The organism is Nonomuraea sp. NPDC003707 (assembly GCF_053587055.1).
Genome location: NZ_JBSFNK010000018.1, coordinates 182,433 through 202,399, shown reverse-complemented (window position 1 = coordinate 202,399; position 19,967 = coordinate 182,433). Strand labels below are relative to the sequence as shown.

Here is a 19,967-nt window from a genome sequence, read left to right as displayed (position 1 = left end):
CTCCTACAAACGAACTGAGGAGAGACACATGACCCAGCGGATCAACGTCGCACAGCAGGTTCCGCAGGCGTACCACCACTTCCTGGCCGTGGAGAAGCTGCTGCACGAGAGCGAGCTGCCGACCACCACCCTCGGGCTGGTCAAGTTGCGCGCCAGCCAGATCAACGGCTGCGGCTACTGCGTGGACATGCACAGCCGCGACCTGAAGAAGGCCGGTGAGAGCGATGAGCGCCTCTGGTCGGTGGCCGCCTGGCGGGAGGCGACCGTCTACACGCCGGCCGAGCGGGCCGCGCTCGCGCTGGCTGAGGAGGCGACCAGGCTGGCCGACGGCGCGGGTGTGCCGGACGCGGTCTGGGAGGAGGCCGCGAAGCACTACAGCGAGAAGCAGCTGGGACTGCTCATCGTGGCGCTGGCCATGATCAACGCATGGAACCGGATCGGTGTCACGGCCCGGCTCACGCCCGGAGCATGACATTCGTAGAAATGCATTGAGAGAGCCGGTGGTGGCCCGTTAGGTTGGCGCGCATGGCGGGTGACAGGCGTCCGTCATGCCACCGGCCGGCGGCGCGGACACGCGCTTCCGAAGGGGGAGGCCATGAAACGCGTCAGAGTCACGAAGTCGACGACCAAGCGGCCCACGAAGCCGGCTCTGGAGCTGGACCTGCGGACCCCGGCGGGCCGCACACTCCCCTACTGACGTGCTCTCTTTACGCCGTATTTATCGGTCCTTCGGTAGATAACTAGGTAACAAAGTCATCACGGGGGGCTCACGATGAAGAGGCTTGTGGTGGTGCCGCCACACATCGCCAGGCACAAGGTCCGCGAGATTCCTTCGGCCGACCGCCGCAAGCAGCCCGCCGATCCCAAGGTGATCGACCTGCGGGCCTACAGCGGCCGCAACGTCATCCGTTTCCCGGGCGGTCCGACCTCCGCCGCCTGAAACGCCTTGAAAGCACCGCCGCCCGGCCCGGGGCCGAGCGGCGGGCTCCGAGGTCAGCCGTAGAGGCGCTCGGCGTAGGTCTTGCCGTAGTAGCTCTCGAGCTGTTCGAGGCTTTCCTCCACTTTCTGCACGTCCTTGACGAGCCGCGCGTGGGAGGGCAGGACCTCGGGCTCCCAGCTGTCCGGCTTCCACAGCGAGGAGCGCAGGAACGCCTTGGCGCAGTGGAAGAAGATCTGCTCGATCTCCACCACGAGCGCGAGGTGCGGGCGGTGGCCCTTCACGATCATCTCGTCGAAGAACGGGGCCTCGCGGATGAGCCTGGCCCGGCCGTTGATGCGCAGGGTCTCGTTGCGGCCGGGGATCAGGAAGATGAGCCCGACGTGCGGGTTCGTCAGGACGTTGAGGAATCCGTCGGCCCTGCGGTTGCCCGGCCGGTCCGGGATGGCGATCGTGGTGTCGTCGATGACGTGAACGAACCCGGCGGGGTCACCCTTGGGCGAGACGTCGCAGGCGCCCGCGTCGTCCGACGTGGCGATCAGGCAGAACGGGGAGGCCGCCAGCCACTCCCGGTCACGCTCGTGCAGCCGTACGCGCTCCTTGGTCGCCGCCCTCGGCATGACCTCGCCGAGCAATTCGCGTAGCTCAGTCTCGGACCCGATCTCCACCCAGCTCATCTGCTCTCCCTTCGAGGGTTCACCCCATTTTGCCAGGGAGCGTCCGGGTCACCAGCGGCGGGCGTTCGCCATCATGCCCAGGTGCGCGTCGCGTTCCACGGCGAAGCGGACCGGGTCCATGCCCTGGCGCTCGGCCCGCAGGTGCAGCATGGTCAGCTCGGTCGCCGCCTGCTGGTAGTCGCCCATGGCCCGGCCGAGCCCGGCGCCCCTGGCCCACTTGCGGGCCGCCTTGCGGCCGGACAGCGTGCTGAGCATCCTGACGTCGGCCTCCGTGATCAGCCCGGTCTGCTGGTAACCGGGCAGGTAGACGCCCATCCTGGTGACGAGCTGACGGCGTTCGATGACGGTCACGGTGATCAGCAGGATGAGCGCCCCCATGATCACGAGGTACGCGGCGGCCACCCAGGCCAGGGAGCCCGTGGTGGCGGAGCCGTTCCAGAGGCCGTGCAGGAAGACCGCGCCCAGGTAGCCGAGCGGGATCGCGGCGAACCTGGCCGCGGTGCGCCTGGTCAGGGCGTAGGCGACACCGAGGCCGATCATGGAGGTGTAGATGGGGTGGCCGAGCGGGTCGATGAGGCCCCTGATCACGAACAGTTGCAGCGCCCCGCCGGCCCCGTCCTCGTTGTACGCGAGCAGGTAGTAGCCGACGTTCTCCACGGCCGCGAAGCCCAGGCCGGCCATGGAGGCGTACACGATGCCGTCGGTCAGCCCGTCGATCTCCTGCCGCCTGCGCAGGAGCAGCAGCAGCGCCGAGCCCTTGAGCGCCTCCTCGATCACGGGGGCCAGCAGGACGGTGCCCACGTCGTCGACGACCGCCTCGCCGAACCCGGCCCTGGTGAACAGCGCCTCCCCCACGAACGACAGCGCGACGCCCAGCACGATCGCCACCCCAGCGCCCCACGCGAAGGCGAACGCCAGGTTCAGCTTCGGCTCGGGCTCCAGCCTGTCGAGCGAGAGCACGGCCGCCAGCAGCACCGGCAGCGGCGCCACGCCCAGCAGCGCGGACAGCCCGAATCCCACGGGCCCGCCCGACAGCAGCATGACGGTCAGCACGATCAACGCCAGGGCGCTGGAGACGACCAGGCCGATCAAGAGGGCCTTGCTGGGACGCTGGACTGGCATCGTGGTGCCTCCCTTTCGCTGGTCCGACCACTATGCTCGGCCCGCATCTACAGCCGCTTAACGGTCACTTGATTCGCGGTAGTACGGATCCGCCACGACGGCCTCGCCGTCGGCGTAGGTGTACACCTCCCGGCCGGAGACGAACACCCGCAGCGCCCGGCTCATGACGTCCAGCGGGTCCCCCGACCAGATCACGACGTCGCCGTCGAGCCCGGGTCGGAGCGCGCCCACCCGGTCGTCGATCCCCATGATCCGGGCCGGGTTCAGGGTGATCGAGCGCAGCGCCTCGGCCGGGTCCAGGCCCTCCTTGACCGCCAGCGTGGCCTGGTGGACGAGGAAGTGGATCGGCACGACGGGATGGTCGGTGGTGATGGCCAGCCGCACGCCCGCCCGGGCCAGGATGCCCGGGTTGCGCAGCGAGCGCCGGCGCAGCTCGACCTTCGACCGGCTGGTGAAGAGGGGGCCGATGATGACGGGGACGTCCCGGTCGGCCAGGGTGTCGGCCAGCAGGTGGCCGTCGGTGCCGTGGTTGATGATCAGCCGGTAGCCGAACTCGTCCGCCAGCCTGAGCGCGGTGGAGATGTCGTCGGCCCGGTGCGTGTGCTGGCACCAGGGCAGCTCGCCGTCCAGCACGCGGACCAGGATCTCCAGCGTGCCGTCCCGGTCGAACGGCTTGCCCTCGTCGGCGGCCGCCGCCCGCCTGGCCTTGTAGTCCTGCGCCTTCATGAACGCGTCCCGGATCACGGCGGCCACGCCCTGCCGGGTGGACGGCAGCTTCTTCTGGTCGCCGTACACGCGCTTGGGGTTCTCACCTAGCGCGCTCTTGACGCTGGCCGGCTCCTTGACCAGCATCTCGTCCACGGACCTGCCCCAGCACTTGATCGCGACCGTCTGGCCGCCGATCGGGTTGCCGGAGCCCGGCTTGATCACCGCGGTCGTCACGCCGCCGGACAGCGCGTCGGCGAAGGCCAGGTCGGCGGGGTTGATGGCGTCGAGGGCGCGCAGGCGGGCGCCGTTCGGGTCGGTCATCTCGTTGGTGTCCTGACCGGCCCAGCCCTCGGCCTCCTCGTACACGCCGAGGTGCCCGTGGGCCTCGACGAAGCCGGGCAGCACCCAGCCGCCGGCGGCGTCCACGACGGGGGTCCCCTCGGGCACGGCCACGTCCCGGCCGACGGCGGTGATCTTCCCGTCCTGGACGAGTACGGTGCCGCCGTCGATGGGGTCGCCGTCGATCGGCACAACGTATCCGCTGGTAATAGCAAAATTCATGACTCGTAACCTACCGGTGGGCGGGTCGCCGAGCCCGTGCACACTGGGTCCTCCAGGGCCAGGCGACATGGGGATAGGCTGACATTTCAGGATTTGCACGAGGGAGAGGATGCATGTCGCAAACGTACGGGCCAGGCGCGGGCCCGGCCCCCCAGTCCCTCGCCGACGAGGAGCTCTCGCAGCTGCTGGCCGGGCAGCGCTTCGGCGCGCTGGCGACGAACAAGAGCAGCGGCCACCCTCACCTGTCCACCGTCCTGTACACCTGGGACCCCGACCAGCGCGTGGTGCGGATCTCCACGATCGCCGACCGGCTCAAGGTCCGCCAGCTCCACAAGGACCCGCGCTGCGCCCTCTACGTGGCCAGCGACGACTTCTGGTCCTACGCCGTCGCCGAGGGCCAGGCGGAGCTGTCGCCGGTGAGCGCCGAGCCGGGCGACGAGGTGGGCATGGAGCTCCTCGCCATGCAGCAGCACATGGACGACCCGTACGCCTTCCTGCGGCAGATGGTCGAGGACCGGCGGCTGGTGATCAGGATCCGCGTCTCGCGTTTGTACGGGACCGCGCTGCCCGTTTCGTGACGACGGCGCGGTGGCGGTTGTAGGCCACCGACGCGATCACGACGAGGACGAGCCCCAGGTCGATGCCCGCCGACCAGCGCATGGCAGTGACGTGGTGCCCCCCTTCCGCCGCCGCGAAGAAGACCGCGCCGATCACCGCCACGCCGCCCGCGCCCGCGAACTGCTGCGCCGTGCTGAGGATGCCCGACCCGATGCCGGCCTGGTGCGGGGCGACCTCCACCAGCGCCGCGCCGATGAGCTGCGGCAGGACCAGCCCGTTGCCCGTGCCGACGAGCATGAGCGCGGCCATGATGTACGGCAGGCCCAGCCCGGCCCCGACCACCATCAGGGCCAGTCCGAGCCCGATGATCACGCCGCCGATCACGACGACGATCAGCCCGTACCTTCTGACCAGTCGCGTCCCCAGGATCGACGTGACCGAGAACAGCACCCCCATCGGCGCGAACGCCAGCCCCGCCTGGAAGGCCGTCAGCCCCAGCCCGCCCTGCAGCAGCAGCGTCAGCGTGAACATGAACGAGGCGAAGTACGCCATGAACGCGACAATCGAGCCCACACCCGCCAGGTAGGAGTGGACCTTGAGCAGCGCCAGGTCGAGCACCGGCTGCCCGCCGCGCGCCCCGAGCGCCTGCTGCCACCACCAGGTCAGCACGAACACGGGCACCGCGGCCCCCATGCTGATCCACGACCAGACGGGCCAGCCCAGGCTGTTACCCAGACCGAGCGGCACCAGCACCAGAGCCAGCCCGACGGCCAGGCCCGCCGCGCCCGGCACGTCGAGCCTGGCCCGCCGGGCGGTCTCGACCTCGGGCAGCAGCCAGATGGCCAGCGGCACCACGATCAGGCCGACGGGCAGGTTGATCAGGAAGATGACCCGCCAGCCGAGCCCCAGCGTGTCGGCGGTCAGCAGCAGGCCGCCGAGCACCTGGCCCGCGATCGAGCCCAGGCCGCCCGCGACGCCGTACCAGCCGAGGGCGTGCGCCCGCTCCGACGGCGAGTAGGCCGCGGAGATCGTGGCCAGCACCTGCGGCACCATCGCCGCGCCCGCCAGGCCCTGGAGCAGGCGGGCGGCCACGAGCTGGACCGGGTTCACAGCCATCCCGCACAGCACGGACGCGATCGTGAACGCGACAACGCCCCAGATGAACAGCCGCCGGTAACCGTAGCGGTCGCCGAGCCGGCCTCCGGTGATCATGCCGGCCGCGTAGGTGAAGGCGTACCCGCCCACGATCAGCTCGAGGGCGGCCGGGCCCGCGTGCAGGTCGCGTTCGATAGAGGGAGCGGCCACGTTGACCACGAAGAAGTCGAACTGGGCCATGAACCAGGCCGCCAGGAGTACGGCCAGCATCCCACCATGCTTCACGACATTCAGGCTAGAACTCCATGATTCGCTCCTCCGGCACGGGGGTCGCGTGTCGAATGCTCATCGGTCGGGCACCGGGCCGTTACTCTGCCATCAACCTGCAGTCATGAGATCTTGTCACCGTCGAGTCGACTGTCTCTCCCCACCCGAGGAGACCCATGTTCAGGCGACTCGCCGTCATGATCGCGATCTCGTCCACCCTCCTGACGACCCCTGCCGAGGCGGCCACCGCCGTCGTCAACGTCGCGCACCGGGGCGCCTCCGCGTACGCGCCCGAGAACACCATCGCCGCCTTCGAGCTGGCCGACAAGCAGCGGGCCGACGTGTTCGAGCTCGACGTCCAGGAGACCAAGGACCACGAACTGGTCCTGATGCACGACACGACCCTGGCCCGCACCACCGACGTCGAGCGGGTCTTCCCCGGTCATGCGCCGTGGCGCGTCGGAGATCTCACGCTCGACCAGATCCGCAAGCTGGACGCCGGCTCGTGGTTCTCCGACGAGTACGAGGACGAGCGGGTGCCCACGCTCGACGAGACGCTCAGCGAGATGAGCGGCTCGGGGCTGGACCTGCTGCTGGAGATCAAGGCTCCGGAGCTCTACCCCGGCATCGAGGCCCGCGTGGCCGCCGAGCTGCGCCGCCATCCCGGCTGGCTGGCGGAGGGGCGGCTGGTGGTGCAGTCGTTCAGCTGGGCGTCGATGCGGACCTTCCACCGCCTGCTGCCCGACGTGCCGATCGGGCTGCTCGGCACGCCGTCCAGCGCCGACCTGCCGGGGCTGGCCAAGTTCGCCGACCAGATCAACCCGCCGTACACCTCGTTGTCGGCCTCGTACGTACGGCGCGTGCACGCCCTCGGCATGCAGGTGCTCGCCTGGACGGTGGACAACCCGGACACCATGCGGCGGATGCTGGACTACCAGGTGGACGGCATCATCACCAACAAGCCGGACGTCCTGGACGAGCTACTGAGCGACTGAGACGGCGAGCACGGCCTGCGCGAGCGCTACCAGGACCGCATCCACCCCTGTGAAGCGGTCCCCCACTGAGACACTTGGCCCGGTCATCGACCGGCCTCCCTCACGCCCAGCACACAGGCTCTCCCCACGCTCAGGTGGCGAGCCGAATTCCCTCGGGAGGACCCGCGCCGGGATCCACCCCCGAGACGACGGGGCGGAGGCGAGCCGAATCCGCTCGCCCCCGCCCCGGTCAACCGATCTCGCGACTAGCTGCAGCCGCTGGTGGAGCCGCAGCCCTCACAGACGTAGCAGCTCCCCGCCGGCCGCATCTTGGTGCCGCAGGTCATGCAGAGCGGCGCGTCGGCCGTGAAGCGCTGGTGGCTCTCCAGCGTCAGCTCCTTGACCGCCGGCGACTGCTCGGCGACCTCCGCCTTCGGCTTCTCCTCGATGGGCGCCGACTGGGCCAGCGCCTCGCGGTCCACCGTCTCCTGCAGCGCCGCCGGGTCCTCGCCGCGCTGCTGCGCGGCGCGCTCGGCCGCCGAGAAGATGCCCAGGGCCGCCCGCTCGTCGTAGGGCAGGTGGTCGAGGGCCAGGCGGCGGAAGATGTAGTCCATCACCGACGTCGCCATCCGGATGTCCGGGTCGTCCGTCATCCCGGCCGGCTCGAACCGCATGTTGACGAACTTGCTCATGTACGTCTCGAGCGGCACGCCGTACTGCAGGCCGATGGAGATCGCGACGGAGAAGGCGTCCATGACGCCCGCCAGCGTCGAGCCCTGCTTGGACATCTTGAGGAAGACCTCGCCGAGCCCGTCGTCAGGGTAGGACGAAGCGGTCATGTAGCCCTTGGCACCGCCCACCGTGAAGCGGGTGGTCATGCTCGGCCGCTGGTTGGGCATGCGCCGCCGGGTCGGCCGGTTGACCTCGATGACCTTGACCTCGGGCTCCGCCTTGGCAGCTTCGTCCTTCTTGGCGGCCTCGTCCTTCTTGGCGCCGTTGCCGGCCGACAGCGGCTGGCCGACCTTGCAGTTGTCGCGGTAGACGGCCAGGGCCTTGAGCCCCAGCTTCCAGCCCTCCTGGTAGACCTGCTCGATGTCGTCGATCGTGGCCGACTCGGGCAGGTTGACCGTCTTGGAGATGGCCCCCGACAGGAACGGCTGCGTGGCCGCCATCATGCGCACGTGGCCCATCGGCGCGATCGCCCGCTCGCCCATCGCGCAGTCGAACACCTCATAGTGCTCCTGGCGCAGGCCGGGCGCGTCGACGACGTGGCTGTGCTCGCCGATGTACTCGACGATGGCCTCGATCTGCTCCTGCTGGTAGCCGAGCTGCTTGAGCGCCCGCGGGATCGTCTGGTTGACGATCTGCATGGAGCCGCCGCCGACGAGCTTCTTGAACTTGACCAGCGCCAGGTCCGGCTCGATGCCGGTGGTGTCGCAGTCCATCATCAGGCCGATGGTGCCCGTGGGGGCCAGCAGGCTGGCCTGGGCGTTGCGGTAGCCGTTCTTCTCGCCGAGCTTGAGGCACTCCGACCACTGGCGGGACGCCTCGGAGTGGATCTTCGCGTCCATGGAGCCGACGGTGCGCAGGTCGTCGTTGGCCGCCGCGTGCTTGCGCATGACGCGCTTGTGCGGCTCGGCGTTCCGGGCATATCCGTCGTACGGGCCGACCACCGCGGCCAGCTCGGCGCTGCGGCGGTAGGACACGCCGGTCATCAGCGACGTGATCGCCCCCGCCACGGCGCGGCCGCCGTCGGAGTCGTAGGCGTGGCCCGTCGCCATGAGCAGCGCGCCGAGGTTGGCGTAGCCGATGCCGAGCTGACGGTACGCCCGCGAGGTCTCGCCGATCTTCTCGGTCGGGAAGTCCGCGAACGTGATCGAGATGTCCATCGCGGTGATGATCAGCTCGGTCAGCTTGACGAAGTTGGGGACGTCGAAGGTGTTGTCGTCCTTCAGGAACTTCAGCAGGTTGATGCTGGCCAGGTTGCAGGAGGAGTTGTCCAGGTGGACGTACTCGGAGCACGGGTTGCTGGCCGTGATCCGCCCCGTCTCGGGGGCGGTGTGCCAGTTGTTGATCGTGTCGTCGTACTGCACGCCCGGGTCGGCGCACTCCCAGGCGGCCTTGGCCATCTTGCGGAAGAGCTCCCGGGCGTCGACCGTCTCGATGACCTCGCCGGTCAGGCGGGCACGAAGGCCGAACTTCTCGCCCTTGTCCACCGCGCGCATGAACTCGTCGGAGACGCGCACGGAGTTGTTGGCGTTCTGGTACTGGACGGAGACGATGTCCTTGCCACCCAGGTCCATGTCGAAACCGGCGTCACGCAGCGCGCGGACCTTGTCCTCTTCGCGCGCCTTGGTCTCGATGAACTCCTCGATGTCGGGGTGATCGACGTCGAGCACGACCATCTTGGCCGCCCGGCGGGTGGCGCCGCCGGACTTGATCGTCCCCGCGGACGCGTCCGCGCCGCGCATGAAGCTCACCGGGCCGCTGGCCGTGCCGCCGCTCGACAGCAGCTCCTTCGAGGAACGGATGCGGGACAGGTTGACACCCGAGCCCGAGCCGCCCTTGAAGATCACACCCTCTTCCTTGTACCACTCGAGGATCGACTCCATCTGGTCGTCCACCGAGAGGATGAAGCAGGCGCTCACCTGCTGGGGCGACTTGGTGCCCACGTTGAACCAGACCGGCGAGTTGAACGCGAACACCTGGTGCGCCAGCGCGTGCTTGAGCTCGTGATCGAAGATCTCGGCGTCCTCGTCACTGGCGAAGTAGCCGTGCTCGATCCCCGTCTTGGTGTAGACGCCGACGACCCGGTCGATCAGCTGCTTCAGACTCCACTCGCGCTGCGGAGTGCCCACGGCGCCGCGGAAGTACTTGGTCGTCACGATGTTGGCCGCGTTGACCGACCAGAACTCGGGAAACTCGACGCCCCGCTGCTCAAAATTGATCGAGCCGTCGCGCCAGTTCGTCATGACGACGTCGCGGCGCTCCCACTGGATCTCGTCATACGGGTGCACGCCGGGCTTGGTGAAGATCCGCTTCATCTTCAGCCCCTTACGCGGACGCTTCCCCCCGCGCGCGACTGAACCGCTGGCCGTCTCCGTCATGACTCCCCCTTCTCCGCCTTCAACTGTGAGATCTCGGCCTCGAAGTCCGCCAGGCTCTCGAAACCGCGATATACCGATGCGAACCGCAGGTAGGCCACCTCGTCGAGGTCCCGCAACGGGCCCAGGATGGCCAACCCCACCTCGTTGGAGGGGATCTCGGCCGCGCCCTTGGCCCTGATGGCCTCCTCCACCCGCTGCCCGAGCTGCGCCAGCGAATCCTCGCCCACCGGTCTGCCCTGACAGGCCCGCCGCACGCCCGCGACGACCTTGTCCCTCGAGAACGGCTCTGTCACTCCGCTGCGCTTGCTCACCATCAGCAGTACGGTCTCCTGCGTGGTGAACCTGCGCCCGCACTCGGGACAGGTGCGGCGCCGCCTGATGGCCGCGCCGTCATCCGTGGAGCGGCTGTCGATGACCCTCGTGTCAGGGTGGCGACAGAACGGACAGTGCACGCTTTCGCCTCCCAGACCTGCGGCCACCACACGCCGCGAAACCGCCGTCGAGGGACGCTCGCGCACGCTCCACGGCTAGCCATGGAGCGGTACATAAAACACAAGGTGTGGTGAACTACATCGGTGTAACTACTAGATGTTGTGGTCCAACCGTAGAAGCGAGCGACCATGAACGCAAGTTGAGCAAGCCCATCGAACCGAAGTCGCTGATCAGCCCGCCGTCACCGGCGGAGCTTGGGCGTGTCGCCCGTCGAGGTGATCTTTGTGCTGCTGGAGGCGTCACACGAGTTGCTTACGCGCCCCTTCGTGAACAAACCTCACAACGGTACCCAACCCCCAAACCTTCCCCCACCAGCCCCACCACCGCACCCCCCGAACCACCTCACAACCGGACAGCCTCGCAACGCCAACGGCCCCACGGGCGACCGGACCCACGACCCGCCGACAGCCCCACGGGCGACCGGTCCCACGACCCGACCCGACCCCTGCCTCCAGGCAACTCCGCACCCCATGCGACACACCGCCGGCCAGTCACACCCGAGCAGCCTGCCGACGCGCGCTCCCACGCGTGGCCTCGTGGTCCGCACGGACTCGCGGCCCGGACGTACTCGCAGCCCGGACGTACTCGCGGGTTCGAGCGGACTCGCAACTCAAGTAGACCAGCGCCTCGATCGCAATCACCGTCCGAGCGGACTGGCGACCCCAGCAGACTCCCAGGCCGAGCGCGCTGACAACCCGAGCGGACCAGCGGCCCGAGCGTACTCACGGTTCGAGCAGCCTGGCGGCCCCAGCGGACTCGCAGCCCGCGCAGACTCACAGCCCGAAGCGGGGTTGCGGCCCGGGCGGACCGGCAGCCTCGGCGGACCGGCGGGCCGGCCGAGCTGGTGGCCTGGGCTGACTTGCGAGCCGAGCGAACTCACAGCTCGGGCGGACCGGCGGGCCGGACGCACCCGCGGGTTGGGCGGTCAGTGTAAGGCGGCGGTGTTGCTCGGGACGTACAGGCGGGTGCCCGGGCGAATGGGGGAGTCGGACAGGCCGTTGAGGCGCTTGATCTCCTCCACCACAGGGCCGGGATCGTCCCCCTGGGAGAGCGCCTCCCCGATGGCCCAGAGCGTGTCACCCTCGCGCACCTCCACCCACGGCAACCCCGCATGGCCGGTCACGACGACCTGCACCGCCGCCTGCCCCACCGCACGCGTACCGAGCCAGAACCCGCCGAGCGACAGCAACGCCACGGCGACCACCAGCACGACCCGCCCGCGCCGGGTCAGCCGCAACGGCGGAGCGGACCGCCGACGCACGCGCGCCAACGCCCGCCGCGCGCGCCACCTCGCCACCCGACGGCCCCACCGGCGAGATCCCCACCGCCCGCCACCTGTGCCACGCCGAGATCGGCCGGCCCGGACGACGCCTCCCCGCGCAGCCCGGTCATCCCCGCCGGCACCCCGGACACCCCCACTCCGAGCACCACGAACGCCTCCCCCAGCACCCTGGGCGGCACGACGACCGCCGCGAGCGCCCTTTCCAGCACCTCGGCCATCACCCCCGGGACCGAAGTCCTTTCCCCCAGCGCTTCGGATGCCGCCCCTGGGGCCAAGGATCTTTCCCACGGCTTTCCGGACGCCACCCCTGGAGCCAAGGGCCTTTCCCACGGCTCTCCGGGCGGGACCCCGGGGACTGCGCGCGCCTTCCCCAGTGCTCCGGGCCAGGCCCCGGGCACCGCGAACGCCTTCCCCGGAGCCCCGGACACCACCCCCGAGACCCAGAACCTCTCCCCCAGCACCCCGAGCACCGTCCACGTCTCTCCCCGCGATCTGCGCGGGGCGCCGACTGCCGCGCGTGCCACCCTCGGCGGACTGGACGCCACCTCGAGGGCCGACGGCGCCTCCCGCTTCTCTCGTCCCGGAGTTTCCTGGTCCGCGCGCCCGCGACCGCGCGTCGCCCGCAGGGGCACGTGCGCCCCGATCGTTCACCCTCGTCCCCCGCCCAGCGTCGGCACCCCCGCCCGAGCGCCGTTGGTCTCTGTCTGCGCCGGATCTCCGGCCGGCCGCCGTTTCGTCGCCCTCGTCCGCACGGGCTCCTCCCCTGCCCGGCGGTACGGTGGCGTCCGCGTCGGAACCCGGACGCGGCGGCGGCACCAATCGCAAATGGGGCCTTCCACCATGAGCCGTGCGGGGCCCCAACCTCTTCCCCGAATTCCCGCGGGAACCGGCCTCAGTCCGCGTATTGTCTCCCCGTCGATCGTTACCCTGCGTGGCGTCGGCGATGAGTGTGAGTCGTTTGGCGTCTTGGCTGGTCGTGTCGGTATTTGTGGGCGTTCGCATGGTTGACCTCCTGCCGTGCGGCCCGAGGAAAAGGCCAAATAAAGATCAGCAAATCGAACACGGTGTCGATCGAACTCCCGTACGATGTTGTACACCACGCTGGCGACAATTTCGAGGAAGACTCGAACAATTGTTTGAAGATGATCTTCAACAGCGATACGGTCGCTGTGTGCGACATTGGGACCACAGACCGGGAGGTGCGCCGGTGAGGCGGGCCGCCAGGCGAGGAGGAAGAGCATGAGCGAGCAGGATGGCGCAAACGGGGTCAGCGACCTCGCGGTGCGCCGGCGCGACTCTCTGGGCCTGACGCCCAGGCAGCGCAAGATCCTTGAAGTCATCCGCGACTCGGTGCAGCAGCGCGGCTATCCGCCCTCCATGCGCGAGATCGGCGAGGCGGTCCAGCTGACCAGCACGTCGAGCGTGTCGCACCAGTTGACGGCGCTTCAGCGCAAGGGTTACCTGCGTCGCGACCCGCACCGGCCGCGCGCGCTCGAAGTGCGCCTCCCGGGCGAGCCCGTGCTGTGGGTGGACCCTGACGCGACCGACGAAGAGCCCACGATCAACCGCCCCACGGCCGCCTATGTCCCGCTCGTCGGCCGCATCGCCGCCGGTGGTCCGATCCTGGCCGAGGAGAGCGTGGAAGACGTCTTCGCGCTGCCCAAGCAGCTCGTCGGCGAGGGCACCCTGTTCCTCCTGCAGGTCGCCGGTGACTCGATGATCGAGGCCGCCATCGCCGACGGCGACTGGGTGGTCGTCCGCCAGCAGCCCGTGGCGGAGAGCGGCGACATCGTGGCCGCCATGATCGAGGGTGAGGCCACCGTCAAGACCTTCAAGCGCAAGGACGGCCATGTCTGGCTCGTCCCCCACAACCCCAACTACGAGCCCATCCCCGGCGACGAGGCCAGCGTCCTGGGCAAGGTCGTGGCGGTCCTGCGCCGCCTCTAGCAGCGGTCAGGGCCCGAAAGGGTCTCGGGCGCGCGTCCAACCGCTCGCGCCGCGTTCCGGCGCGCGCCGAAACACACCTGTTCATGGGGTACGTACGGCTCCAACTCCACCTCGCCCTCGGGCCGAAGCCCCGTCACCGGACATCCGGACCGGCGAGGGACGCCATGCCCCTGGGAGCTGAGCCGTCCGGGGAGCGCCATCCAGTCCCATGTTGTCGGTCGCGGCGCTCAAGGCCACCCAACGCCGACATCGCACCGTATCGCCACCCCGCCATCGGACATTGGCACCAAACTCGGTCTCAGCATCGCACCGTCTCGCCACCCGGCTATCGGGCACTCGCGCAGAACTCGGTCTCGGTCTCGTCGTCGCCCCGTTTCGCCGCCACCCCATCCTTCGCCACACCCGCAGTACCCGGACGTCGCCGCACCGGCCCGCTCACTCCTGCACGAAGCTCACGCTGCCCTTGAAGGCGCTCGACCCGTCGTTCTGCTCGACCCTCGAGTCGCGGCCCGCGTGCGGCACCGACTGAAGGTCTGGGGGCTTCTAACGGGCCGCGTACAGCTCGTGCGCGGCCATGATCGCCTGGTCGGCGAAGGCGAGCACGTCGCGCCGCCGTTCGAACGGCGAGCCGTACAGGGACTTGCGGGGGGTGCCGAAGTGCTCGCTCAGCCCGCTGACCGCGCCCGAGAGCGTCGGCAGCGCGGTCTCGTCCTCCTCGCGCAGGCGTAGCGCCTCGTTCACCACGCGGTGCCAGCGCTCGGGGAACACCGCCAACGCGTACTGCCCGGCCCTCGACTTGGAGGTGATCTCGCCGGTCGCCAGCGTGTAGTGGAGCCGGGCGACGCCCGTGACGACCCAGACCGTGTTGTAGCCGCCGAGACAGGCCAGCCCCCAGGGCGAGGCCAGGTGGGAGGCCCTGGCCACCAGGCGGCGCCAGTACCGGTCGAGGTTGCCGTCGGTCCAGGCCGCGAGGGCGGCTGGATCGTGCCAGATATCGAGCTCGTCCGGCTTGGGGCCGCGGCAGGTCAGGCCGTTCTGGGCCAGCGTGTGCCAGGTGACCGGGTTGAGGCCGCCCCGTGGGTTGATCTTCCCCGCGTGTGCCCGGGGACGTGTCCCCAGCTCGGCGGGGTCCCGGCCGAGGTCGTCCCACGTGAGGTAGCAGCCCTCGAACGGGTACGCGCCCAACCGGGCGTGAATGCGCTCCACCACCCCGAACGGCGCCTCCGAGGCCGTCACCGCGACGAAGTCCACGTCGCTCGCGCCGGGCCGGTAGTCGCCCAGCGCCGCCGAGCCCTCCAGATAGAGACCCTCCACGAGCCCGGGAGCCTCCGCGTCGGCCACCGACAGGTAGGTCTCGACAATGGCATCGACCTTGGGGTTAGACATCATCGCCGTCCAGCCTCCCATAAGCGGCCTCGCCACCTCATCACAATCAATAATCCTAGAATTGCCGCGTGAATGAGGCATATACCCCTGAAGACCTCAAGACATCCCACGATGGCATCAAGTGGTCAGAAGTCCCGCCGGGCGTCATCCCCGCCTGGGTCGCCGACATGGACCTGTCCACCGCTCCCGAGGTGATCGAGGCACTGCGGCGGCGGGCCGCCGGCGATCTGGGCTACCCGACCTGGCTCGAACTGCCCTCAGCCGGGCCGCTGGCCGAGGCGTTCGCCGAACGCATGGCGAACCGGTACGGCTGGCAGGCCGACCCCTCGCTCGTACGCTCGTTCAACGACCTCAACCAGGCGCTCCAGGTCCTCCTCCAGGTCTGGACCCGGCCGGGCGACGGGGTCGCGTTGCACACCCCGGCCTACCATCCGTTCCTGGAGACGCTGAAGGTCATGGAACGGCCCCTTCATCCGATCCAGTTGGAGCCCGACGGGGACGCGTGGCGCTTCGAGGTGCCCGACCTGTCGGGCTGCCGGGTGCTCCTGCTGGTCAACCCGCACAACCCGACCGGCCGCTCGTTCACCCGCGAGGAGCTGACGAAGCTGGCCGAGCACGTCGAACGCCACGACCTGCTGGTCATCGCGGACGAGATCCACGCGGACCTCACGTTCGAGCCGCACCAGCACATCCCGTTCGCCACGATCCTCCCCGAACGCACCGTCACGCTCACGTCCGCCACGAAGGCGTTCAACCTGGGCGGCATCCGCTGCTCGGTGGCCCACCTGGGACACGCGGGCGTCCGCAAGGCCCTGGAGGCGCAGCCGCCCTTCGTGTACGGCTCGGCGAACCTCTTCGGCGTGGAGGCCACCGTGGCGGCGTGGCGGCACGGGGACGCCTGGCTGGAGTCGACCCGCGCCCTGCTGGACCGCAACCGCCGCATCATCGCCTCCCGGCTGCCGGCGTCGGTCGGCTATCGGGTTCCGCAGGCCACGTACCTGGCGTGGCTGAACATGGGGCGGCCGGGAATGGCGGAGGTGTACGAGCGGGAGGCCAGGGTGCGGCTGATCGACGGCGCGGTCTTCGGGCCTGGCGGCGAGCATTACGTCCGGCTGAACTTCGCCACCACGGAGGCGATCCTGGCCGAGATCCTCGACCGGCTGACCCAGATGCCCTGACCCTGGTTTTCCCAAGGGGCGTGGCGGGATCCCCACGACACTCCTGCCACGCCGCCCGGCTGGGTGGTGATGGACCCGCGCACCAGACGACGGGGCGCCAGGCAGGCGCCCGTCCCACTGGGCGCGCGAATGGCGCGGCGCACGAGGTGGCGCGGCGTTGGCGGCGCAGCGTTGGCGGCGCGGCGTTGGCGGCGCGGCGTTGGCGGCGCGGCGTTGGCGGCGCGGCGTTGGCGGCGTTAGTGCGGAGGTCGGCAGGGGTGTGGCCCGGTACCGGAGGTGGCGGAGCGGCGGGAACGCTCGGGGCGCGGCACGTCGGTGTGGACATGAGGCGCAGGGGGGTGGACCCGACGGCGAGGCTGGCGGCCAGGTGGCGAATGGGGGGTGAGTGGGCAGAGGCCCCGACGGCGAGGCCGGGTGCCGGTCGGGGCGGTGGGTGAGGCGGTGAGTGGGGGGTTACCGCAGCGAGGTTACTGCAGCGGCGGGAGGTCCGGCGGCGTGGCGGATGGGTGTTCTTCGAGGGCGGCCAGCGCCAGCTCGATCGCCTTCTCGAGCTGCGGATCCCGCCCCGCCACCCGGTCCTGCGGCGTGATCACCACCTCGATGTCCGGCTCCACCCCGTAGTTCTCCACGCCCCAGCCGTGCCCTTCGAGCCAGAACGAGTACCGCGGCTGCGTGACCCGCGTCCCGTCGACGAGCGAGTACCGGGAGTCGATGCCGATCACCCCGCCCCAGGTCCGCGTCCCCACCAGCGGGCCGATGCCGCGGATCTTGATCCCGGCGCTGACGATGTCCCCGTCCGAGCCCGCGAACTCGTCGGTGATCGTCACGATCGGCCCCCGGGGCGAGTCCTCCGGGTAGCGCATCGGCTCGTAGCCGCGTGCCCGCGCCCACCCCGTGACCTTGCGGGACAGCTTCTCCAGCACGAGCTCCGACAGGTGCCCGCCGCCGTTCTCGCGCACGTCCACGACCAGCCCGTCGAAGGCCATCTCGGTACGCAGGTCGCGGTGGAACTGCGCCCACCCCGTCGCCACCATGTCGGGCACGTGCAGGTATCCGAGCCTGCCGGCGGAGGCCTCCCGGACGCGGGCACGGCGGCTCTCCACCCAGTCGTGGTAGCGCAGCCGGGTGTCCTCCGCGATCGGGCTGACCACGACCCGGCGGGTGTCCCCACCGGCGGCCGGCCGTACGGTCAGCTCAGTGGGCTGGTCGGCGGTGCCCGCCAGGAGGGCCAGCGGACCGCGTACCGGATCCACGGGACGCCCGCCCACCGCGACGATCGCGTCGCCGGAACGGACGGCCACCCCGGGCGCGAGCAGCGGGGAGCGTGCGTCGTGGTCGGAGGACTCGCCGGGCAGGATGCGTACGACCCGCCACACGCCGTCGTCGTCCCTGGCGAGGTCCGCGCCCAGGAGCCCCTGGCGGCGGCGCGGGTCGACGCCGGCGCCGTTGGCGCTCGCATACGCGTGGGAGGTGCCCAGCTCGCCCTGCGTCTCCCAGAGCAGGTCGATCAGCTCGGAGTGAGCGCCGATGCGTCCAACCAGGGGCTCGTAGCGGTCGAGCACGCCCTGCCAGTCGACGCCGTTCATGTCCTCGCGCCAGAAGTGGTCGCGCATGAGGCGGCCGGCCTCGCGGAAGCCCTGCCGCCACTCGGCGATCGGGTCGATCTCCACGGCGATCCGGTCGAGGTCGATGGAGACGACCTCGTCGCCCTCGGTGGCGGCGCGGGTCTGCAGGCCGTTCTTGCCGTTGGTGACGAGCCTGCCGCCGTCGCCGCTGACCTCGAACGCACGCACCTCCTTGCCCAGCTCGGACTTGGCGCGCTTCTTGAGGTCGTAGCGTTCGAGCACGATCTCGGTGACCGGCTCGGTGCCGTCGCCGAGCTGCCCCGCGAGGGGGTGGCGCAGCCAGAGCAGGGCGTCCTTGGCGGTACGCAGGTTGCCGTAGCGGCCCGCAGGCACCGGCACCGGCACCACGCGCGAGGGGAGCCCCTCGGGATCGACCTCGGTACGCGGTGCGGCGTCGTCCTTCTTGTCGTCCTTGGCGGGCTTGTCGTCCTCGCCGTTGAACCCGCGTCCCTGCAAGGAGGGGTCGAACGGCGACGGCGTGGTGGCCTGCAGGGGCACGATGTACGGCTTGCACCCACCATGGAAGGACATGTCGAAGACGTGCGCGTCGTACACCGGGTCGAAGGTCCGCACCGACAGGAACGCCAGGTGCTTCCCGTCCTTGGTGAACATCGGGTCGAAGTCGGAGAACCGCACCGACGTCACGTCGATCACCGACGTCCCGTCGACCCGCCCCATCTTGATCTGCGACAGCGGCTCGTGGTGCGGGTGCACCCAGGCCAGCCACCCCGAGTCGGGCGAGAACGTGAGCCCGCTGACGTCTCCCTGCGTGGTCCGGTCGAGCTGCCGGATATTTCCGGACTCGACGTCGACGACCAGCAGCCGACCGTCATGCGCGGCGACCGCCACGTGCTTGCCGTCGGGCGAGACCGTCAGTTCGAGCACCCGCCCGAGCTCCCCGGTGGCCAGCGTCCTGACCTCGCCGCCCGGCGTGCCGATCTCCAGCCCGTCCTCGCCGCTGGCGTCCGACACCCAGACGGCCCGGCCGTCCGCGTCGAGCACCTGCGGCAGCCGTACGCGGACACCCGGCTGCGCCCGCAGCACGCCCGCGGGCCCGTCGCGGTGGGTCACCCAGTGGGCGGTGCCGCGGATCTCCACGGCGCTGGCCCGCCCGCTCGCGTCCGGCGAGAACGCGCCGACCCGCAGCGGCGCGGGGCGCTTGGCCCGCCCCGGCCGCGGCCCGCCCAGCGTCACGTCCAGCCGGTACGGCTCCGCGTCCAGGCTCTCCAGCAGCCAAAGGTCCCCGGCGTGGCCGTAGATGACCCGCTCCCCGTCGCCGGCGGCGTGGCGGGCGTAGAACTCCTGGTGATCGCTGTGCCTGCGCAGGTCGGACCCGTCGGGCAGGGCGGAGTAGACGTTGCCGACGCCGTCGACGTCGGACAGGAAGACGAGCCGGTCCCCCACCCAGTTGACCGCCCAGTACTGCGCGGTGCTGTCGGCGAACAGTCGGGCGAACTCCCCGTCGCCCTCCGCGTCGACCCAGATCTTGCCGGCCGTGCCGCCCCGGTACCGCTTCCATTGCGACGGCTCGCGCCACATCGGCGACACGGTGGCCACCCGCGCGCCGCTGACGGCCACGTCGCTGACCCACCCGTACGGCAGGCGCGTGGCGGGGCCGCCGTCGAGTGGCACCGCGTACGCCCAGGTCCGGCCCCGCTCGCTCTGCCCGGCCGCGGTGACCGCCAGCACGTCGCCCTCGCCCGTCCAGCCGCGTACGCCGGTCGTGGCGCTACCCCAGTAGGTCAGCCGCTCGCCCTCGGGGCCGTCGATCCCGGCCGCGAACACCTCCGGCGCGCCCTCCTTGCCGCCCGTCCACGCGATGCGCGTGCCGTCGGGCGAGAATCTCGGGTGCGACACCGGGACGCGGTCGGCGGTGAACCGCCAGGCCCTGCCTCCGGACAGGGGAGCCAGCCAGACATCGTCGTCTGCGACGAAGGTGACCATGTCACCGTGGATATGCGGGTATCTGAGGTATGCGCCATTTGTCACATGTGCAGATTAATGCCAGATGCCAAGGTCAGCCCAAGAATTCTCCCTCGAACGGGCCCACC

General features: G+C 70.2%; 16 protein-coding genes. 6 read left to right on the top strand and 10 right to left on the bottom strand.

The annotated features are described in order from the left end of the window. Positions 1-28 precede the first annotated feature (28 nt). Both ACWDRB_RS38425 and ACWDRB_RS38420 read left to right on the top strand, forming a co-directional pair. Positions 29-472 carry a carboxymuconolactone decarboxylase family protein gene (locus ACWDRB_RS38425; RefSeq protein ID WP_449902242.1) on the top strand — a complete coding sequence of 148 codons (444 nt, stop codon included), beginning with the start codon at positions 29-31 and terminating at the stop codon, positions 470-472. 300 nt (positions 473-772) lie between these two features. Further along, complete coding sequence (locus ACWDRB_RS38420) at positions 773-940, top strand: hypothetical protein (RefSeq protein WP_350739201.1); 168 nt, start codon at positions 773-775, stop codon at positions 938-940. A 53-nt stretch (positions 941-993) separates the two neighbouring features. Here the strand turns inward: ACWDRB_RS38420 and ACWDRB_RS38415 are convergent, their stop codons facing one another. From ACWDRB_RS38415 to ACWDRB_RS38405, 3 genes are read right to left on the bottom strand one after another with little or no spacing between them, the layout of a single operon-like run. Continuing rightward, a complete protein-coding gene (locus ACWDRB_RS38415) occupies positions 994-1,614 on the bottom strand; it encodes a pyridoxamine 5'-phosphate oxidase family protein (RefSeq protein ID WP_350739204.1) in 621 nt (206 codons plus the stop codon). 48 nt (positions 1,615-1,662) lie between these two features. Next, positions 1,663-2,736, bottom strand: coding sequence for a PrsW family intramembrane metalloprotease (locus ACWDRB_RS38410; RefSeq protein ID WP_449902238.1), 1,074 nt, complete (start codon positions 2,734-2,736; stop codon positions 1,663-1,665). A gap of 57 nt (positions 2,737-2,793) precedes the next feature. Further along, positions 2,794-4,005, bottom strand: coding sequence for an amidohydrolase (locus ACWDRB_RS38405; RefSeq protein WP_350739210.1), 1,212 nt, complete (start codon positions 4,003-4,005; stop codon positions 2,794-2,796). Positions 4,006-4,118: 113 nt separating this feature from the next. Between ACWDRB_RS38405 and ACWDRB_RS38400 the strand changes: the two genes are divergently transcribed. Then, positions 4,119-4,583, top strand: a complete 465-nt coding sequence (locus ACWDRB_RS38400) for a PPOX class F420-dependent oxidoreductase (RefSeq protein WP_449902236.1) — start codon at positions 4,119-4,121, stop codon at positions 4,581-4,583. Here the strand turns inward: ACWDRB_RS38400 and ACWDRB_RS38395 are convergent. Further along, entirely contained in the window at positions 4,534-5,943 is a 1,410-nt protein-coding gene (locus ACWDRB_RS38395; RefSeq protein WP_449902234.1) for an MFS transporter, read from the bottom strand. The two genes, ACWDRB_RS38400 and ACWDRB_RS38395, sit on opposite strands and share 50 nt — an antisense overlap. A 158-nt stretch (positions 5,944-6,101) precedes the next feature. Here ACWDRB_RS38395 and ACWDRB_RS38390 point away from each other — a divergent pair, with 158 nt between their 5' ends. Beyond that, positions 6,102-6,920: a glycerophosphodiester phosphodiesterase gene (locus tag ACWDRB_RS38390; protein ID WP_397364921.1), complete on the top strand. Its 819-nt coding sequence runs from the start codon at positions 6,102-6,104 to the stop codon at positions 6,918-6,920. 245 nt (positions 6,921-7,165) lie between these two features. On the opposite strand, the gene ACWDRB_RS38385 is transcribed toward ACWDRB_RS38390, so the two are convergent. From ACWDRB_RS38385 to ACWDRB_RS38370, 4 genes are all read right to left on the bottom strand, one after another. Continuing rightward, the gene (locus ACWDRB_RS38385; RefSeq protein ID WP_449902231.1) at positions 7,166-10,006 is read right to left on the bottom strand and encodes a vitamin B12-dependent ribonucleotide reductase; all 2,841 of its coding nucleotides are present in this window, start codon (positions 10,004-10,006) and stop codon (positions 7,166-7,168) included. Beyond that, complete coding sequence (gene nrdR, locus ACWDRB_RS38380; RefSeq protein ID WP_185078046.1) at positions 10,003-10,458, bottom strand: transcriptional regulator NrdR; 456 nt, start codon at positions 10,456-10,458, stop codon at positions 10,003-10,005. The genes ACWDRB_RS38385 and nrdR overlap by 4 nt, the downstream gene beginning before the upstream one ends. Before the next feature lie 965 nt (positions 10,459-11,423). Continuing rightward, complete coding sequence (locus ACWDRB_RS38375; RefSeq protein ID WP_449902228.1) at positions 11,424-11,735, bottom strand: LysM peptidoglycan-binding domain-containing protein; 312 nt, start codon at positions 11,733-11,735, stop codon at positions 11,424-11,426. Then, on the bottom strand, positions 11,726-11,998 hold the full coding sequence (locus ACWDRB_RS38370; protein WP_449902225.1) for a hypothetical protein: 273 nt from the start codon (positions 11,996-11,998) through the stop codon (positions 11,726-11,728). Before ACWDRB_RS38370 ends, ACWDRB_RS38375 begins: the two co-directional genes overlap by 10 nt. A gap of 1,021 nt (positions 11,999-13,019) precedes the next feature. On the opposite strand from ACWDRB_RS38370, the gene lexA reads away from it, so the two are divergent. Further along, positions 13,020-13,727 carry a transcriptional repressor LexA gene (gene lexA / locus ACWDRB_RS38365; RefSeq protein ID WP_221520107.1) on the top strand — a complete coding sequence of 236 codons (708 nt, stop codon included), beginning with the start codon at positions 13,020-13,022 and terminating at the stop codon, positions 13,725-13,727. Positions 13,728-14,270: 543 nt separating this feature from the next. Here the strand turns inward: lexA and ACWDRB_RS38360 are convergent. Continuing rightward, positions 14,271-15,116, bottom strand: a complete 846-nt coding sequence (locus ACWDRB_RS38360) for an aminoglycoside adenylyltransferase domain-containing protein (protein WP_449902220.1) — start codon at positions 15,114-15,116, stop codon at positions 14,271-14,273. A gap of 65 nt (positions 15,117-15,181) precedes the next feature. On the opposite strand from ACWDRB_RS38360, the gene ACWDRB_RS38355 reads away from it, so the two are divergent. Beyond that, entirely contained in the window at positions 15,182-16,291 is a 1,110-nt protein-coding gene (locus tag ACWDRB_RS38355) for a MalY/PatB family protein (protein ID WP_449902218.1), read from the top strand. Positions 16,292-16,758: 467 nt separating this feature from the next. Here the strand turns inward: ACWDRB_RS38355 and ACWDRB_RS38350 are convergent, their stop codons facing one another. Further along, on the bottom strand, positions 16,759-19,860 hold the full coding sequence (locus ACWDRB_RS38350; protein WP_449902215.1) for a S41 family peptidase: 3,102 nt from the start codon (positions 19,858-19,860) through the stop codon (positions 16,759-16,761). Positions 19,861-19,967 lie beyond the last annotated feature (107 nt).

Excerpts from the sequence above, each read along its gene's own strand:
- ACWDRB_RS38400 (WP_449902236.1), top strand. The coding sequence starts at position 4,119 with ATGTCGCAAACGTACGGGCCAGGCGCGGGCCCGGCCCCCCAGTCCCTC.
- ACWDRB_RS38425 (WP_449902242.1), top strand. The coding sequence starts at position 29 with ATGACCCAGCGGATCAACGTCGCACAGCAGGTTCCGCAGGCGTACCAC.
- lexA (WP_221520107.1), top strand. The coding sequence starts at position 13,020 with ATGAGCGAGCAGGATGGCGCAAACGGGGTCAGCGACCTCGCGGTGCGC.
- ACWDRB_RS38415 (WP_350739204.1), bottom strand. The coding sequence starts at position 1,614 with ATGAGCTGGGTGGAGATCGGGTCCGAGACTGAGCTACGCGAATTGCTC.
- ACWDRB_RS38385 (WP_449902231.1), bottom strand. The coding sequence starts at position 10,006 with ATGACGGAGACGGCCAGCGGTTCAGTCGCGCGCGGGGGGAAGCGTCCG.
- ACWDRB_RS38350 (WP_449902215.1), bottom strand. The coding sequence starts at position 19,860 with ATGGTCACCTTCGTCGCAGACGACGATGTCTGGCTGGCTCCCCTGTCC.
- ACWDRB_RS38410 (WP_449902238.1), bottom strand. The coding sequence starts at position 2,736 with ATGCCAGTCCAGCGTCCCAGCAAGGCCCTCTTGATCGGCCTGGTCGTC.
- ACWDRB_RS38390 (WP_397364921.1), top strand. The coding sequence starts at position 6,102 with ATGTTCAGGCGACTCGCCGTCATGATCGCGATCTCGTCCACCCTCCTG.
- ACWDRB_RS38360 (WP_449902220.1), bottom strand. The coding sequence starts at position 15,116 with ATGATGTCTAACCCCAAGGTCGATGCCATTGTCGAGACCTACCTGTCG.
- ACWDRB_RS38420 (WP_350739201.1), top strand. The coding sequence starts at position 773 with ATGAAGAGGCTTGTGGTGGTGCCGCCACACATCGCCAGGCACAAGGTC.
- ACWDRB_RS38405 (WP_350739210.1), bottom strand. The coding sequence starts at position 4,005 with ATGAATTTTGCTATTACCAGCGGATACGTTGTGCCGATCGACGGCGAC.
- ACWDRB_RS38370 (WP_449902225.1), bottom strand. The coding sequence starts at position 11,998 with ATGGCCGAGGTGCTGGAAAGGGCGCTCGCGGCGGTCGTCGTGCCGCCC.